Genomic DNA, 15,494 nt, shown 5'->3' with positions numbered 1-15,494 from the left:
CCATCTCGACCAGCGGCAACTCGCCCAACGTGCTGCGAGCCGTCGAGGCGGCGCGCGCGCGCGGCGCTCGTGCCATTGGCATGACCGGCCGCACAGGCGGCAAGCTCGCCGAGTTGTGCGACATCGCCCTCACCGTGCCTTCGGACGAAACCCCCCGCATTCAGGAAGCCCACATCACCATCGGGCACATACTGTGCGGTCTGGTGGAACAAAGCGTCGCGGAGTGCGTTCAATAGGCATCCGCACGGTTTCCACGCACGGGTGATGAAAGACGAATCGGAGACGCCATGTCAGCCGGCAACCTCCATGTCATCGTCCTTGCCGGCGGCAAGGGCACGCGCTTTTGGCCCCTCAGCACGCCGAACAAGCCCAAGCAGTTTCTGAGCCTGTTCGACGACCGGTCGTTGCTTCTGAGCGCGGTCGAGCGCGTGCGACCTCTGGTGGGAAACGACCGCATCTGGATCTCCACCGATGGTGAGCTCGCCGACTTGGCGCGGACCGAGCTCGCCGATCTGCCGCACGAGCACTTCGTCATCGAGCCGGTCGCCCGTAACACGCTGCCCGGTATCGCGCTCGCATGCGCTCAGGTCCGCGCCGTCGATCCTGCCGCTGTCGTGGCAGTCGTGTGCGCCGACCATCTGATCCGCGACGAGTCGGGCTTCCGTTCGCTGCTCGCCTCCGCCGCAGCTCTCGCGGCTCGCCACGACTGCCTCATCACCTTCGGTATCCGCCCGACCCGCCCTGAGACCGGGTACGGATACATCCAGTTCTCGGAACACACCGACGACGAAGGCTCGTTCGCCGCCTACGGCGTCCAGAGGTTCACGGAAAAACCCGACCTGTCGCTGGCTGAGGCGTTCGTCCGCGAGGGACACTACCTGTGGAACAGCGGCATGTTCGTCTGGCGGCTCACATCGTTCTTCGACGCTCTGGGGCTCCACCAACCCGAGCTCCTCGACGCCGTCGACTCGATTGCTGACGACCCGGCTCGTCTCTCTGAGACGTACCCACGGATCGTCGGGGTCTCCATCGACTACGGTCTGATGGAGAAGGCGACGAACATCCTCGTCATCCCGGCAGAGATCGGCTGGGACGACGTCGGAAGCTGGGAATCGGTCTGGAACGTCTGGCAACGCGACGATGACGGGAACGCCGTCAGCGCGACGCACGAAGGTCTCGACACGCGAGACTGCCTCATCTTCGGTGGCAAGCGCCTGATCGCCACAGTGGGACTCGACAGCATGATCATCGTCGATACAGACGACGCCCTGCTGATCTGCCCTCGTGAGCGAGCGCAGGAAGTAAGGGCGCTGGCGACGCGTATCCTGGCTCGCGGGAAAGGGGAGTAGCTCATGCCCAAGAAGGCGCTCATCACAGGCATCACCGGGCAGGATGGTTCCTACCTGACCGAGTTGCTCCTCGACAAGGGCTACGAAGTCCACGGGATCATTCGACGAACCAGCACGTTCAACACGGACCGGATCGATCACATGCTGCACGACCCGCACGAGGCCGGCGTGCGGCTCTACTGCCACTACGGGGACATCACCGACACGACGAACCTGATCAAGCTGCTCCACCAGACGGAGCCCGACGAGGTCTACCACCTCGCAGCGCAAAGCCACGTCCGCGTGAGCTTCGACATCCCGGAGTACACCTGCGACACGACCGGCATGAGCACCGTCCGCATCTTGGAGGCGCTCCGGACGACCGGCAGCGCCGCCAGGTTCTACCAGGCGAGCAGCTCCGAGATGTTCGGCAAGGTTCAGGAGGTACCCCAGCGCGAGACGACGCCCTTCTACCCACGCAGCCCCTACGGATGCGCCAAGCTCTACGCCTACTGGATCACGCTCAACTACCGCGAGTCCTACGGGATGCACGCCAGCAACGGCATCCTGTTCAACCATGAGAGCCCACGGAGGGGCGCGACCTTCGTCACGCGCAAGATCACTCGCGCCGTCGCCCATATCCGAGCTGGGCTGCAGGACAAGCTATATCTGGGGAACCTCGACGCCAAGCGCGACTGGGGCTACGCGAAGGATTACGTCGAAGCGATGTGGCTGATGCTTCAACAGGACGCCTCGGACGACTACGTCATCGCGACCGGCGAGACGCATTCGATCCGCGAGTTCCTCGCCCTCGCCTTCGGGCAGGTCGGTCTGACCTGGGAGGACTACGTCGAGATCGATCCACGCTACTTCCGACCGGCGGAAGTGGACGTGCTGCTGGGCGACGCCTCCAAGGCGAGGGCGAAGCTCGGATGGGCTCCCAAGACGAGCTTCCGCGAGCTCGTCGCGCTGATGGTCGAGTCGGACATACGCCTGCTGGAGGAGCAGCGAAACGGCATCGTGCATCCCGACTCGGAGCGCGGGCGAAGGTTCGCCTGATGCCACCCAGCAAGCCGCCGCCCAGCCCACGGACGCGGTACGTCGCCACTCGCGGCGTGCAGGAGTATCGCGCGACGATCCCGCACACGGTCGGAGCCGATGACGTGGTCCTAGAAGTCGGCTGCGAATGGGGCACGACCACCGAACTGATCGCGCCGCACTGCCGCGAGGTCCTCGGAATCGACGTGAGCCCGGCGTGCATCGAACGCGCCCGACAAATGCGACCGTCGATCCGCTTCGAGGCCATCGACGCCTTCGACATGCGCTCCATCTTGGCTCTGGGACGCGAGTTCTCGAAGGTCTACGTCGATATGTCGGGGTTCTCCGGGTACGCCTCGCTGCTCGATCTCATCTCGTTGCTCAGCATGTACACGCACGTGCTGGCGCCGGACACCATCGTGGTCAAGAGCCAGTCGCTGAAGCAATTCGCCAGGCGATGCGTCGTGTGGGGATCGCCCGCGACGCAGCCGAAGCCGCAGCGATCCGACGCGGAGGATAGCTCGTGAACGGCATCGTCGCGCCGGGCTCGATCCTCGTCCGGCGGCTCGGTACTGGGGAACCGTCCACAGGCGGTTGCAGTTCTTCGTCAAGGCTCCCCGGGATACGCGATGGCAGTTGATCGCCTGTGCCAGAGCACCGTGCCGGCGATACTCGACCGACTCGATGCGGCGTACGGCGAGCCCGCCTGCGCCCTCGTCCACGACAGCCCGTACCAGCTCCTGTCCGCGACGATCCTGTCCGCTCAATGCACCGACAAGACCGTGAACACGGTCACGCCGGCGCTGTTTGCCCGCTACCCGACGGTTCACGACCTGGCTCAAGCGGATCTGGCAGAGCTGGAGAGAATCATCTTCCGTACCGGGTTCTACCGGAACAAGGCGAAGCACCTGAAAGGCATGGCGCAGCGAGTCGTGGAAACTTACGGCGGGAACATCCCGTCAACGCTCGACGAGCTGCTGACGCTACCCGGCGTCGCGCGAAAGACGGCGCACGTGCTGCTCAACGTCTGGTACGGTCAGGCGAGCGGCATCGTGGTCGATACGCACGTTGCGCGGATCAGTCGGCTTCTCGCCTTGAGCGACGGCAGGACGCCCGACAAGGTCGCCGACGATCTGGAGGCGATCATCCCTCGCGACCGCTGGATTCGCCTCACGCTGCAACTCATCGAGCACGGCAGACGGGTGTGCATCGCACGGCGTCCCGATTGTGGGCAGTGCGCGCTGCGCGACCTGTGTCCGAGCGCCCAGGAATGACTGCCAAGAATGACTGGCGAGTCGTCGCGATCTAGAAGGAAGCGTTGAGCGCCACGCCGTAGGCGCGCCGCGACGAGTCGCTACGTGGCGTGAGCGTCAGGTTGGCGGGGCGGTTCCTCAGCCGACTGGCGACCATCGCGTCCACGCCGCTCACGATGTGGTTGAAGAGGATCACGCCGACGACGTTCCGCGCGGTCTGGAACCGGTCGTTGCTCCGGTTCCGGTAGTCGAGTGCGACGAGTCGCAGGTCTGACGCTGGAATGGGTTGTCGCGACTGCGGGTCCGCCGAGCGGAAGTCCTCGCGATCTTTCCAGTAGAATTTGCCGACTCGCTCCAACGGTTCGCCGCCGTCGTCGGTGTAGACGTTGTGCCAGTTGTCGAACATGGTCGCGTGTTCGAAGTCCTCCATGTTCCACTCGTCGAACGAACCCTCTCCATCGAACTTGACGTTCGCCCGCACCTCGGCGACGTATTGGTCCTGCAGGTCCTGGGCGTCTCGATGGATCAGCAGGTACCCGACCGCAAGACCGACCTCTGCGGCGAGGTACACAACCCCGCGCCGCTGCCCGTGGTACAACTGCCCGCTGCCTGGCACGATCCCTGACATGAGGAACGCCATGCCCGGAGAGGTTCGCCGTGCCTCGATCGACGCCAGAGGCGCTTGCGTGGCGTCCGTCGCCGATGTGACCTGAGCCGCTGAGGCAGCCGCGAAGCCGACGCACAGGACAGCAGCCACAATCATGGTGACGACGCGATGGTCTTGCATGACGGAGGCTTCTCTAGAACGCGAGTGAGAGCGAGAACGTGTTGATGCGCTTGCCGAAGGGCCCGCCAGCGCCCCAGAGCCCGTTGGCATAGTCGAGATGAACCGGCAGCTTGAGCTCGGTGAGATCGATGCCGAAGCCGGCGGACACACGGTCGGCGACATCGAGCTCCATGACTTCCGACAACGGGTCGCCGATCTTGTAGCCAGCCCGCACCGCGAGAATCTTGAGGATGCGCGCCTCGACGCCGACCGAGCGCTCCATCCGATCCCACCCGAACGCGTAGATGCCGGTTCCACGATCCTTCTTGAGTCCGGTTTCGACTTCCTCGCGGCTCATCCCGGCATACTTGGGCTGCGTCATCCGCAGATCCACCGTCTGGACGAAATCCTCATCCGTCGTGTCCTGCGCCAGCTTGTCGATAGCCGCCACGAAGTCGCCGCTGACGACGACGCGAATGTCCTCCGAGTCGTACGCGACCACGGCAACGCCGGTCTGGAACTTGCGCGGGAGCGGATCGCTCTGGTTCGCATCCTTGTACTGAACCCGCGTGCCCAGGTTCAGGACGGCTATCCCAATGGTGACTGGGACGCCTGCGCCGATGTCGTACTGCGCACCGAGATCGACCGCGTACGCGGTCGCCGTGCTCGCCTGCTCGAAGCCCGTGCCCAACGGCAGGCGGATCATCTTGCCGGTCACGCCGCCGCGAACGCCTTCCGCCAACTGGTCCGCGTAGGTGAGACCCAGGACCCAGTTCGTGCCCAGGCTTTCCTCGGCGAGCACCTCCGGCGAATCCGTCGTAATCTCGATGGTTCCCTGACCGTTCAACTGAAGCGTCGCGCCGAAGACCCCGGCATCCTTCACCGGGACGGCTCCGGCAAAGAGCGCGTAGTAGAGCCCGTCCCCGGCTTCGCCAAAGACATTGGCGAAGTCGTTCCAGCCGCCGAGGACCTGACGACGATCCACTCCGTAGAGCCCGCTGGGGTTCCACAGCACGGTGTTCACATCGCCGTGGTACGCGGAGAAGGCTTCGCCAAGCGCCGTGGCACGCACGCTCCGGTGCGGCAGATCCAGAATCGCGGCGCCGGTTCTGCCGGCAGCGGCGGAAGCGGACTGAACGCCACCGAAGCACAGCGTCATCGCGACGGCGACAGCCCCGACACGCCACTCAACACGCGTCCCCATTCATGAACTCCTCATACGAACCGGCGATTCTCGCGTTCAACGCAGCCTGCCGTATGCCCGTTTACCGATGCGTCAGCCCGCCACTCCCAGTGAACACGCCTCATTCGTCCGACATATCCCACTCGTCGTCTTCGTCCACCAGATCGTCGAGCGACGCCGCAGCCGTGAACTCCTCATCGTCCGGCACGAACTCCTCCCACTCGCTGTCCACTTCGACATCGACGTCGTCGATGGGAACCATTCGCGCCTCGGACCAGAGCCGTTCCAGGTCGTACTGCTCGCGCGCCGAACGAGTGAACACGTGGACGACCACGTCCACGTAGTCGAGCAGCACCCATTCGGACTTGCGCGGACCCTCGCGATGCCAGAGCCGCTCGCCGGCTTCGTCCATCGCTTCGCGCACGGCGTCGGCGATCCCCTCGATGTGCGTGTCGGACGTGCCCGAGCAGATGACGAAATAGTCCGTGAACGACGCGATGCCGCGCAGGTCGAGCAGGCGCACGTCGAGCGCCTTACGCGACAGCGCCGCTTCGGCGGCTACCATCGCCGCTCCCTGCGGCTCCGAGCTCGAATATCGAGCTTGCGCCCTCGGATCCTCCGCCACGTCAATCTCCCGCTACGGCGGCATCGCGAGCCGCGTTGATTTGAGATCGCTGGTTCGCCGCCAACCGAATCAGCGCGTTCCGGGCGGACACGGTGCGCGGATGGATCGGCGTTCCTCGATCCAGCAGAACCCGCAGCTTGCCGTCCATCGTTCGCAGCGTCGCCCGAACCAGGTTCCGCCGCGCCTCCTGACGTATCGGTTCCAGCCCGTCGTGGGTGCGATTGGGCTCCGTGTAGTCGGCTACGTAGAGCGCCATATCTAGCGGATCCATCGGAACCCATCCGGTCGTGTGGGCGCGGATCGCCCGGCACACCTCCGGCGATGCGCCGAAGGTCTCTCTCGCCAGCTCTGCCCCGGCGAATGCGTGCAAGACAGACGGCTGCGCCAGATCGTCCTCGGAAAGCTCGATACCGTGAGCCTCGCACACGGCGATCTGCCGGTCGATGGGCATCCATTTCGCGCAGTCATGGAGCAAGGCGGCAGCCTCCGCATCCTCGGCGGAGAGTCCGTGCACTCGCGCGTAGTCGAGAACCGTCTCCCTGACGCCCAGAACATGCTTGATGCGTTCCGGGGACAAGCGCTCCGACACGTATGCCGTCGCCTGGTCGGCGTCAAACGGCATCCGGGTCCTCCTCGACGGGCCCATCGTGGTCGTCCATCAGACGCTCGACTTCCTCGACCGACAGGGGGCGATCCAGCACGTACTCCTCATTGAGCCAGCGGTTCAGATCGACCAAACGGCATCGCGCGCTGCAGAAGGGGAACGCAGGCGGCAAGGGCGCGTGAGCGTCATAGGGCACGGTGCGACGGCAGATCGGGCACCTCAGGGCGACACGGGATGCCTTGCCTGCCCGGGATGGCTCTGGACTCGATCGCACGATGCCACGTCCCCCGCTGTCCGGTTGCTTCGACCCGATGGCGACCCTACAATCGCCGAAGCAGGACGTCACGCCCTCGAACTTATCGCACGCCGGCTCGACATGTCAAGAGCCGACGCGCTCGCCCCGGAGCTAACCGACAGTGGCGGAACAACCCCGAAGGCTCGGCTGTGTCAAGACGCTGGTGCTCTTCGCCGTGGTGATCGGCGCGGTCGTGGGCGGCGCGCTCGGATGGATCTCGTGGCGGATGGGCGGCATTTCGGGTTTCCAGCGCGAAGTGCTGGTCAAGGGCGCGGTGATCGGCGTCGAGCAGCAGGTGCTCGCTCAGCGACCCGACGGCATCTCGGAAGACGAGGTGAAGGCGGAGTTCTCACGGCTGCGCGACGCCGTGAGCCAAGACCGCGTCGACAAGGGGCTTCTCTACCACGCCCTACGCGACTACCAACGGGCGTTCAAGAACACGAATCGCAAGCCGTCCGACGGCGAGCTGCGCAGCTTCCTGTCGTCGCTGGATCAGGCGATCCTGTCGGTCGATCCCACTCCGGTGCAGCGCGGAGGACTCTAGCACCGAACGCCGGTCACGACGGCATTCCCACGGTCCCCGGTCGCCACCAGCCGGACATCGCCGAACCCCGCCTCGCCGACCACTCCGATCATCTCCGGGACGCTGTAGGTTCCGACCATCATGTTGAACAGCGCCGCCTGCAACGGACCGGACTTCTCCGCGTTCAGCATGAAGTCGTGGACGATGACCATGCCCCCTGGGTTCATCGCAGCACGCGCCTTGCGCAGCTTGTCCAATGCGCCGCTGGTCGGACCGTGGAGGACGTTCGAGAGAAGCACGGCGTCGTAGGCGAAGCCGTAGCTCTCCTGATTCCAGTCGCCTTCCTCGGTCTGGACTCGCGCTGACAGACCGTAACGCGCCACGACCTGTCGCGTGATCGCCAGCGTCTCCGCGCGGTCGAACACGACGCAGGACAGCGCCGGGTTCCGCTGGCAGAACGCGATGGAGTACGTCCCCGGTCCGCCGCCCACGTCCAGCAAACGCGCTCTCCCAGCGAGATCGACGTTCAGAGCGACCATCTGCGCCGCGCCCGTGATCGAGATATCATGCATCCCGTGGATGAAGTCGACATGGCTCTTGTCGTCCGGCTTCGCGGGAACAGCGCCTGCGTCGGCATCGCGCGAGCCGCCGTAGATGACGGCTTCCAGGCGGTTCCAGAACCCCCAGACGGACATCGCGTGCCCGATGATGTGTCCCTGGTAGAGCGGAGCGTCCTTGACGAGGTAGGTCGTGGCGATTTGCGTGTTGGCGAAGAGCTCGCCATCGCGTCGCAGGAGCCCCATGCCGCAGCAGCAGATGAGCAGCTTCTCGGTCATCGTCGCGTGGGTCCCGCAGGCATGGGCGATCTGGTCAGCCGTGCGCGCCCCGGACGTGAGCCGATCGAACACGCCGATCTCGTTGGCGACCTGGAGCACGCGGGATGCGCGGAATCCCCAGAACGTGTCTTCAAGCAGCGGCCGCAACGATTGATCCAGCGCGAACAGGCTGTCAGACACGGTACCTGCTCCTTCGCACCCCGTGCGCCTACGACGCGAAGTAAGCGCGCATCTTGTCGATCCCGATGCGAGCCACTTCGAGCGGATCGCGCTCCCACAGCGCCGGGTTGAAGAGCTCCAGCGACACGTAGCCGGAGTACCCCGACGCCTCGATGAGCCGCTCCATCTCGCGCAGGGGCCCGACGCCATCTCCGGGCATGACGCGGTCGGAGTCCGACTGCTCGGAGAAGGGACGACCGCCGGGCGCGTCGTTCCAGTGCCAGATGGCGACCTTGTCGCCTGGAACCATCGCGATGCTCCGGTAGTCGCCGCCGCCGCGCAGGATGTGGAACGGGTCCATGATGACGGACCCGTCCGGGTGATTCGCGTCTGTGACGATCTTCCACGCCTGCTCGATCGTGTGGACGCTCTTGACGAAGCCGAGGAACTCCATCGCCGGGGAGATCCCCAGGCTGTTACCGATTTCGAGGAGCTCGCGGTATTGGGCGCCGCCGCTGGACAAGTCGGCGGTTCCCAACGGCGGGCTGGCGATCATGCGAGGCGCGCCGACTTCGGCAGCTTGTGCCATCCGGCGTTTCGCCTCATCGACCGCCTTCGTGTGGTCGGCGCCGAACGAACCCAGCCACCCGTGGACCGCGATGACGGTCGGAACGGCGAGTCCGGCATCCGATAGGGCGCGCGTCACTTCGCGGAGCGTCCCGCCGCCCTCGATGTAGGCGTCCAGCTCGTCCGTCCAGAGCTCGATGGCGCGGAACCCGACCTCGCCGGCGATCCGGATCTTGTCCATCAGCGGCGCGGGTCGGATCGTGCTCGCGTTCAGGCAGTACTGCATCCCGGACATCGTGAGCTCCTTGTCGATGGCTGACGCCCTGTGTGCATCGAGAGCATGGCAAGCCGGTGGAACCGTGTCAAGGCAAGGCGAAGCGCCACCGATCCCGATGCGGACCGGCGGCGCTATTCTGGGCACGTTGTTCGTCTAGCGCTCCGCCCGCAGCAATCCCCAGACGGTCGCAGCCTTCCCCGCCGGCTCCACGGCGAGAGGCAGCTTCGGGTCGCCGGGCGTCTGGTGGAGCACCATGTGATCCCAGATGCCGTGCTGAAGGCTCCATGCCGTGAATGCGACGCCGGTCAGAGCGAAGGACTTCCAGTCCGCCCACAGATCCCGCGTGACGAGAGTCCACTTGTCGGGGATCTTGGCGCTGACCTGAATCGACGGGTTCCAGTTCTTCTCATTGGCGCCGGCATGGTACCGGTGGCCCCAGGTGTTGGGGTCGCCGTGGAGCTGGAGCTGAATCCCAGTGCCGCCGACCTTCTTCCAGGCGAAGGTGATGTACCGGAACTCGGTCGTCGAGTCCTTGTTCGGCTTCTCGACGATGCTGAACGCCCATCCGGGGATACGGTCGCGGTACCGCTGGCCGTCGCCGCCGGCTCCCGTGACGAGGATGGCGGACTTGCGGTCGTTGTCATCCGTGTAGACGTCGCTCGATTCGAGGCTCACCTGCCCCTCGCCGCCGGTGAACGTCGAGATGAGCGCCGCGTTCGTGGACTCGTCGTGGGCGATGACGAAGATCTGCTGCGCATGGGAGGAGAGCGCGGCGCTGGCGAACAGCGCGAGAGCCGTCAGGATGTGCGGGAAGCGTTGTCGGGCGTATCTCATGGGCCCTGCCTCCTGCTGGGGCGGCGTGGACTCCCCACGTCCGCGAAGATGTGCGCGCGTGACGGCGAACCTGGGAGGAGCCGATGCAGTCCAATGTCAGGCGCTTGGGCGACAGTTCCTCAGCCGTGGTTGCGTGGCGCGCCGCCGGCACCTAGTGGTCAGTGACAGTGACTTGTCGGTTTGTCCAACCCCCACCCTAACCCTCCCCCATGCAAGGGGGAGGGACATAGCCTCCTCCCCGCGGAGCGTGGGGGAGGACTGAGGTGGAGGGGAAGACGAAAGCTCCAAAGTAACTGACCACTAGGACCGACGGCGCGACGGAGTGAGTGGTTAGCGTTCGACCTTCAGACGTGCCCACGCGGACGCCGCCTTGCCGCTGGGCTCGACGGCTTTCGCTCCGAGTGGATCCTCCTCCGTCTGATGCAGAACAACATGGTCCCAGATACCATGCTTGAGGCTCCACGCTGTGAAGGCGATGCCATCCAGCGTGAACTCCTTCCAGTCTGTGAAGAGGTCGCGTGTCACGATCGCCCACTGTTCGGGAATCTTCGGCGCGATCTCGATGGAGGGGTTCCAGCCCTTCTCGTTAGCTCCGGCGTGGTACCGGTGTCCCCATGTGTTCGCATCTGGAGCGTGGAGCTGGAGCTGGATTCCCGTGCCTCCGACCTTCCTCCAAGCGAACGTGATGTACCGGAACTCATCCTTCGCTTTGGGGTTCGGGTCCTTCTTGATCTTCCACGCCCATCCTGGAACGGACGTGCGAAACTTCTGGCCGTCGCCGCCCTCACCGGTGACCAGCAAGGCTGCCTTGCCGTCACCATCGTCCTTGTAGACATCCGCTTTCTCGAACGACGCCGCACCTGCGCCCTCGGTTAGGATGGGCAGCAGGTCCTTGACGCTCTGCTCGTCGTGGACGATGACGAACGATGCCTGTCCAAACGCATCGCCCGTAGACACCGCCATCAGGCATGCGGCGGCGACCGCTGCGATCACGGCAATCCGTACGCGTAGACCCATTCGCTCGATCCTCTCCATGTCTCATCCCAGGCTGTATGTGCAACGACGGAGCCCACCACTTCGTGCCGCGTGGGGGCTCCGTCGGTTGTCGCACATCGAGATCACATGACCGAACTACTCAGCCTTGAGCGATGCCCAGGAGATCGCAGCCTTGCCAGCCGGCTCGACTGCGGTCGGGGGCGTCGGGCTCTTGTGGAACGCGAGCACATCCCACAGGCCGCCCTTGCCGTCCCAAGCCGTGAACGCGAGACCGGTGACCTCGAACGCCTTCCAGTCCTTGAAGAGGTCCTTCGTCACGAGCGTCCAGCTCGCCGGGATCGCCTTGTTCGCTTCCAGCGACGGGTTCCAGTTCTTCACGTTCTGGCCCGCGTGGTACCGGTGGCCCCACGTGTCGGGCACCCCGTGGATCTGGAGCTGGATGCCGTTGCCGCCATCCTTCTTCCAAGCCCACGTGACGTACCGGAACTCGTTCGCAGCCTTCGGCGCCTCGACGATCTTGATGGACAGGGCTGGGTACTTGTCGTTGTACTTCTGCCCGTCACCACCCGTCGAACCGACGTACAGCGACTCCTTGCCCTTGTAGGCGTCGTTCGACTTGCTCGGCGTGCCTTCCCCGCCGGTCAGGTTCTTGATGACCGCATCCACGTTCTCATCGAGGATGATCTGCGCTTCCTGAGCGGTCGCGACAGCCGTCCCGACGATGAACGCGGCTCCCAGCAGCAACGCGAGTGAGCGACGATGCATTGCATCCCTCCTGGCACGAGCGTTACGCTCATTTCCGAGGCGCGCTTTCCGGCGTCCCATCGCTCGTCGAACGGACGCCACGGCGGGCGCACCCACCCCTGGCAACGACCCACGCATCTATCACACTAACAGAAGTCGGGAGTCCTGTCAACGCCTATTGGGCGATCCGCACCTACGGACCGACGGCCGGTCCCGCCTGTCATCGGATGCTGCCGACCTCGGCGCTGATCTTCGCCTCCTGACGGAAGTCCGACGACCCCACCAAGTCCAGCGGATCGTGCCCATACCGCTCGGCAAACGCCGCGTGCTGGATGCGGTCGTAGTCGATGGGGAGCGAGATCGGCACGGGGACCGGCTGGTTCCCCCGCAGAGCCGACTCGCGGGTCCCGATCATCACTTCCAGGTCGCGGTAGCCCCCGATCCCGCCGTAGTCGAGCTCTGCCCCTTCTGTGACGTTCCGATGGACGCTGATCATCGCGTCGGCGCGCGCGATGTCGTCCGTGTCAGAAAGCGGATAGCCCTTGTGCGGGTTCTCCCAGATCGCTTCCGGGAGCCCAGGAGCCGTCAGCTTCATGTGGTCGATCGTGCGAACGCCGTCCACTTCCGTGTGGACGGTCTCGTAGGGCACTGCCTCGCGCCCGCCCTCGGTATAGCGGTAGAAGTCTCCCGCGACCATCTCTCCGCCGGTCAGGTAGACCTCCCAGTAGTTGCCGCGCACGCGCGCCGGTGGATACTGAATGACCGCGCAGACGCCGTTCGCGAACGTTACGACGCCGAGCTCCCATGTGGCGACACGGGAACCAGACGGCGGGTTCTTCGGCGCCTGGGGCGTCCGGGGATCGTTCCCGACGGACCGGCGGATGAACGGGTCGAACCAGCGCCCGTCCACCTGGACGTTCTGAGCCGACCCGACGATGCGCACGGCTTCCGCTCGCGCGGCGTTCCGCACCGCGCTGATGCCGTGGTAGATGCCGCTCCCGTACCAGCAGTGGATCTGCGTCACTTCGCCCAGAGCGCCGCTGCCGATCACGGCTCGCTTGAACCGTTCCAGGGGCCAACGGCGGACGTTCTCGCTCACTTCGAGCGCCGTTCCGTACCGTGCGGAGTCGTCGATCATCCGCTTGGCGCACGCCAGGCTGAACGACATCGGCGTCTCGCTGATGCTGTGGATGCCCCTCGACGCCGCCTGCGCCACGACGATGTGGTGACCCTCCGGCGGCAGCCCGATGAGGACGACGTGCGGCTTCGCCTTGTCGAGCAGCTCTTCGGAGTCCACGAACCACGGCACGCCGCGCGACTCGCCAGCGGACTTCGCTCGCTCCGCGTCGAGGTCGCAGACGCCGCACAACACGTACCGGTCCGCGAGCTTCGGGATCGTGGCGAGGTGTGACTGCGCGCGACCGCCGGTCCCGATGACCGCCATCCGGAGAACTTCCATCCGCGTTGCCTTTCGCGTGGAGTGAGTCGGGACGCTGGGGCTCGGACGCGGACGATTCTACCACCCCAACCTGGGCGATCAAGAGGCGTGCCGCTCTGGTAAGGGCTGTTCCGTTTTCGGTGGGAGGGGAGTTGGGTCTATGATCCTGTTGGTTCATCGGAGAGGAGACAGGAGTCATGCGGCCCGATTGGGCTCCCCTACGAGCCATCTACGCACAAGTGGACGACCCGCACCATCCACAGGGCAAGCGCCATCCGCTGGGGGCCATTCTTCTTCTGATGATGTGCGTCGCGGCGCTGTGCGGCTACACGTCTTATTCTTATTCGGCGATGTCGGAATGGACAGTTCACTACGGCACTGAGTTGTTGGAATTGTTGGGATTCACCCAGGATCGCGTTCCCTGCAAGGGCTGGTTGAGCCGACTGCTGCGTCGGTTGGATGTCCAAGCGTTGGAAGCGCGACTGAGTGAGTGGGCGGAATCGTGCCGCACCGCGTTCCTGAAGTACGTCACGGTGACGCAGCGCGGGCCCGACCCGGACTCGCGGCCCATTCCCGACCACCGGCCGAGCGATCTGCAGCCCGTGCAGGCAGTCTACTGGGAGAAGCGCGGCGACCACAGCGTCGATGTCGGTCACGCGCTCAAGTACCCGTACATCGACTACAGCCTGCTTCGCCGCGCCGATGATCCTGAGCTCGCCCGCGATTGGGATCGGGAGGCGCACCTGATCTTCTGAGCGTCAGCAGCCGCCTGACTCGCCGTCACGGGCGAGGCGCGTTCCGTGCTAGTATCGCCGACGTGGCGATTCCCGTGCTGATCGCCAAGCCAACCCCACCGAATCGAGGTATCCGATGAAAGTCGTCGATCTCCAAGTGATTCCGTTCCGCACGCCGCGACCTGTGTTCGGCAACGGGCGAGCCTATCCCGACGCGACGACCGTTCAGACGCTGACGAAGGTCATCACCGACGAAGGAGCCGAAGGCTACTACTTCGGCGGGAGCGGTCACGGCGACCTCGACGGGCTCTCGCCGGAGCAGCGCGGAGCCGTTCGCGGCCGCCTCAAGCACATGATCCTGGGTCAGGACCCTTTCGACCGCGAGCGGTTCTGGCACTGGCTCTGGGTCGCCAACGTCGATGAGAACCTCATCAGCCTGCTCGACATGGTTCTCTGGGACTTGCAGGGGCGCGCGTTCGGCGTGCCGATCCACAAGCTCCTCGGCGGATGCCGCGACCGCGTCAAAGCCTACGCCAGCACGTACCCCAACATGGGTTCCCCCGAAGACTACGCGGAACACGCCGCCGCGTGCCGGGCGCAAGGGTACACCCACTACAAGATTCACCCCTACTACTTCTGGGACCCCGTGAAGCGGGTTCCCGACCCAGGGCGGCCATCGCATATCGAGCAGGATATCGAGGTCTGCCGAGCGGTCCGGGCGCGCGTCGGTTCCGACATGGTGCTGAGCTTCGACCCGTGGGGAACCTACCGCACTTACGAGGAAGCCTACCGCGTCGGGCGCGAGCTCGAACGGCTCGACTTCTACTGGTACGAGCACCCCATGTCGGAGTACCGCGTCGCCGCCTACGAGAAGCTCACGGCGGAGCTCGACATCCCCATCCTATCGCCGGAGATCGCCGCCGGGAGCGTCTACACGCGGGCGGACTGGATCCGTCGGCGCGCGTCCGACATGAGCCGCATCGACGTCCTGCGCGGCGGCATCACGGGCGTCAAGAAGATGGTCTCCATCTGCGAGGCTTACGGCGTCAAGTGCGAGATCCACATGAGCGGCTTCGGGAACCTCCAGATTCTCGGCGCGACGAGCGAGGACACCTGCGAGTACTACGAGCGCGGCCTGCTCGCTCCCGGCGTTGACACGGAGACGCCGCCGCCCTATCTCGAGGCGATCTGCGACCCGATGGACGCCGACGGCTACGTGGCCGTGCCGCAGGAGCCGGGCATGGGGTACCGCATCGTCTGGGACTACATCAACGACAACCGCGTCGTGGAGTAG

19 protein-coding genes are annotated in these 15,494 nt (G+C 65.1%); 8 read left to right on the top strand and 11 right to left on the bottom strand.

Annotated features, from left to right (window positions below):
* From FJZ36_05265 to nth, 5 genes are all read left to right on the top strand, one after another.
* A partial coding sequence (locus FJZ36_05265) for an SIS domain-containing protein (GenBank protein MBM3214304.1) occupies nt 1–236 on the top strand: 236 nt, incomplete at its 5' end.
* 51 nt (nt 237–287) lie between these two features.
* Entirely contained in the window at nt 288–1,349 is a 1,062-nt protein-coding gene (locus FJZ36_05260; protein ID MBM3214303.1) for a mannose-1-phosphate guanyltransferase, read from the top strand.
* 3 nt (nt 1,350–1,352) lie between these two features.
* Entirely contained in the window at nt 1,353–2,387 is a 1,035-nt protein-coding gene (gene gmd, locus FJZ36_05255; protein MBM3214302.1) for a GDP-mannose 4,6-dehydratase, read from the top strand.
* Complete coding sequence (locus FJZ36_05250; protein MBM3214301.1) at nt 2,261–2,893, top strand: class I SAM-dependent methyltransferase; 633 nt, start codon at nt 2,261–2,263, stop codon at nt 2,891–2,893. The genes gmd and FJZ36_05250 overlap by 127 nt, the downstream gene beginning before the upstream one ends.
* Nucleotides 2,894–2,995: 102 nt before the next feature.
* Nucleotides 2,996–3,640 (top strand): endonuclease III, encoded by a 645-nt coding sequence (gene nth, locus FJZ36_05245; GenBank protein ID MBM3214300.1) that lies wholly within the window; start codon nt 2,996–2,998, stop codon nt 3,638–3,640.
* Nucleotides 3,641–3,671: 31 nt separating this feature from the next.
* On the opposite strand, the gene FJZ36_05240 is transcribed toward nth, so the two are convergent.
* The 5 genes from FJZ36_05240 to yacG form a co-directional block, all read right to left on the bottom strand.
* On the bottom strand, nt 3,672–4,406 hold the full coding sequence (locus FJZ36_05240) for a hypothetical protein (GenBank protein MBM3214299.1): 735 nt from the start codon (nt 4,404–4,406) through the stop codon (nt 3,672–3,674).
* Between the two features lie 13 nt (nt 4,407–4,419).
* The gene (locus FJZ36_05235; protein ID MBM3214298.1) at nt 4,420–5,589 is read right to left on the bottom strand and encodes a PorV/PorQ family protein; all 1,170 of its coding nucleotides are present in this window, start codon (nt 5,587–5,589) and stop codon (nt 4,420–4,422) included.
* A gap of 100 nt (nt 5,590–5,689) precedes the next feature.
* Nucleotides 5,690–6,133: a ribosome silencing factor gene (gene rsfS, locus FJZ36_05230; GenBank protein ID MBM3214297.1), complete on the bottom strand. Its 444-nt coding sequence runs from the start codon at nt 6,131–6,133 to the stop codon at nt 5,690–5,692.
* Between the two features lie 61 nt (nt 6,134–6,194).
* Nucleotides 6,195–6,839: an HD domain-containing protein gene (locus FJZ36_05225; GenBank protein ID MBM3214296.1), complete on the bottom strand. Its 645-nt coding sequence runs from the start codon at nt 6,837–6,839 to the stop codon at nt 6,195–6,197.
* Nucleotides 6,805–7,020 (bottom strand): DNA gyrase inhibitor YacG, encoded by a 216-nt coding sequence (gene yacG, locus FJZ36_05220; GenBank protein MBM3214295.1) that lies wholly within the window; start codon nt 7,018–7,020, stop codon nt 6,805–6,807. The genes FJZ36_05225 and yacG overlap by 35 nt, the downstream gene beginning before the upstream one ends.
* 193 nt (nt 7,021–7,213) lie before the next feature.
* On the opposite strand from yacG, the gene FJZ36_05215 reads away from it, so the two are divergent.
* A complete protein-coding gene (locus tag FJZ36_05215) occupies nt 7,214–7,636 on the top strand; it encodes a hypothetical protein (GenBank protein ID MBM3214294.1) in 423 nt (140 codons plus the stop codon).
* Here the strand turns inward: FJZ36_05215 and FJZ36_05210 are convergent.
* From FJZ36_05210 to FJZ36_05185, 6 genes are all read right to left on the bottom strand, one after another.
* Nucleotides 7,633–8,820, bottom strand: coding sequence for a hypothetical protein (locus FJZ36_05210; GenBank protein ID MBM3214293.1), 1,188 nt, complete (start codon nt 8,818–8,820; stop codon nt 7,633–7,635). The genes FJZ36_05215 and FJZ36_05210 overlap by 4 nt on opposite strands.
* Entirely contained in the window at nt 8,660–9,472 is an 813-nt protein-coding gene (locus tag FJZ36_05205) for a sugar phosphate isomerase/epimerase (GenBank protein ID MBM3214292.1), read from the bottom strand. The genes FJZ36_05210 and FJZ36_05205 overlap by 161 nt, the downstream gene beginning before the upstream one ends.
* 135 nt (nt 9,473–9,607) lie before the next feature.
* Nucleotides 9,608–10,288 carry a hypothetical protein gene (locus FJZ36_05200; protein ID MBM3214291.1) on the bottom strand — a complete coding sequence of 227 codons (681 nt, stop codon included), beginning with the start codon at nt 10,286–10,288 and terminating at the stop codon, nt 9,608–9,610.
* A gap of 330 nt (nt 10,289–10,618) precedes the next feature.
* Nucleotides 10,619–11,305: a hypothetical protein gene (locus tag FJZ36_05195; GenBank protein MBM3214290.1), complete on the bottom strand. Its 687-nt coding sequence runs from the start codon at nt 11,303–11,305 to the stop codon at nt 10,619–10,621.
* 114 nt (nt 11,306–11,419) lie between these two features.
* Nucleotides 11,420–12,049, bottom strand: a complete 630-nt coding sequence (locus FJZ36_05190; protein ID MBM3214289.1) for a hypothetical protein — start codon at nt 12,047–12,049, stop codon at nt 11,420–11,422.
* 199 nt (nt 12,050–12,248) lie between these two features.
* A complete protein-coding gene (locus FJZ36_05185; GenBank protein MBM3214288.1) occupies nt 12,249–13,487 on the bottom strand; it encodes a Gfo/Idh/MocA family oxidoreductase in 1,239 nt (412 codons plus the stop codon).
* 176 nt (nt 13,488–13,663) lie between these two features.
* On the opposite strand from FJZ36_05185, the gene FJZ36_05180 reads away from it, so the two are divergent.
* Both FJZ36_05180 and FJZ36_05175 read left to right on the top strand, forming a co-directional pair.
* Complete coding sequence (locus tag FJZ36_05180; protein MBM3214287.1) at nt 13,664–14,221, top strand: transposase family protein; 558 nt, start codon at nt 13,664–13,666, stop codon at nt 14,219–14,221.
* A 115-nt stretch (nt 14,222–14,336) separates the two neighbouring features.
* Complete coding sequence (locus FJZ36_05175; protein MBM3214286.1) at nt 14,337–15,494, top strand: enolase; 1,158 nt, start codon at nt 14,337–14,339, stop codon at nt 15,492–15,494.

Source organism: Candidatus Poribacteria bacterium, from assembly GCA_016866785.1.
Classification (GTDB): Bacteria; Poribacteria; WGA-4E.
The sequence above is the reverse complement of the archived record's forward strand: the minus strand, read 5'-3'. Positions and strand labels throughout refer to the sequence as shown.

Bases quoted from the DNA above. Each gene is read 5' to 3' on its own strand.
- FJZ36_05260 (MBM3214303.1), top strand. From the start codon at position 288: ATGTCAGCCGGCAACCTCCATGTCATCGTCCTTGCCGGCGGCAAGGGC.
- gmd (MBM3214302.1), top strand. From the start codon at position 1,353: ATGCCCAAGAAGGCGCTCATCACAGGCATCACCGGGCAGGATGGTTCC.
- FJZ36_05250 (MBM3214301.1), top strand. From the start codon at position 2,261: ATGGGCTCCCAAGACGAGCTTCCGCGAGCTCGTCGCGCTGATGGTCGA.
- nth (MBM3214300.1), top strand. From the start codon at position 2,996: ATGGCAGTTGATCGCCTGTGCCAGAGCACCGTGCCGGCGATACTCGAC.
- FJZ36_05240 (MBM3214299.1), bottom strand. From the start codon at position 4,406: ATGCAAGACCATCGCGTCGTCACCATGATTGTGGCTGCTGTCCTGTGC.
- FJZ36_05235 (MBM3214298.1), bottom strand. From the start codon at position 5,589: ATGGGGACGCGTGTTGAGTGGCGTGTCGGGGCTGTCGCCGTCGCGATG.
- rsfS (MBM3214297.1), bottom strand. From the start codon at position 6,133: ATGGTAGCCGCCGAAGCGGCGCTGTCGCGTAAGGCGCTCGACGTGCGC.
- FJZ36_05225 (MBM3214296.1), bottom strand. From the start codon at position 6,839: ATGGGCCCGTCGAGGAGGACCCGGATGCCGTTTGACGCCGACCAGGCG.
- FJZ36_05210 (MBM3214293.1), bottom strand. From the start codon at position 8,820: ATGGCGTCGGGCCCCTGCGCGAGATGGAGCGGCTCATCGAGGCGTCGG.
- FJZ36_05205 (MBM3214292.1), bottom strand. From the start codon at position 9,472: ATGTCCGGGATGCAGTACTGCCTGAACGCGAGCACGATCCGACCCGCG.
- FJZ36_05200 (MBM3214291.1), bottom strand. From the start codon at position 10,288: ATGAGATACGCCCGACAACGCTTCCCGCACATCCTGACGGCTCTCGCG.
- FJZ36_05195 (MBM3214290.1), bottom strand. From the start codon at position 11,305: ATGGGTCTACGCGTACGGATTGCCGTGATCGCAGCGGTCGCCGCCGCA.
- FJZ36_05190 (MBM3214289.1), bottom strand. From the start codon at position 12,049: ATGCATCGTCGCTCACTCGCGTTGCTGCTGGGAGCCGCGTTCATCGTC.
- FJZ36_05185 (MBM3214288.1), bottom strand. From the start codon at position 13,487: ATGGAAGTTCTCCGGATGGCGGTCATCGGGACCGGCGGTCGCGCGCAG.
- FJZ36_05180 (MBM3214287.1), top strand. From the start codon at position 13,664: ATGCGGCCCGATTGGGCTCCCCTACGAGCCATCTACGCACAAGTGGAC.
- FJZ36_05175 (MBM3214286.1), top strand. From the start codon at position 14,337: ATGAAAGTCGTCGATCTCCAAGTGATTCCGTTCCGCACGCCGCGACCT.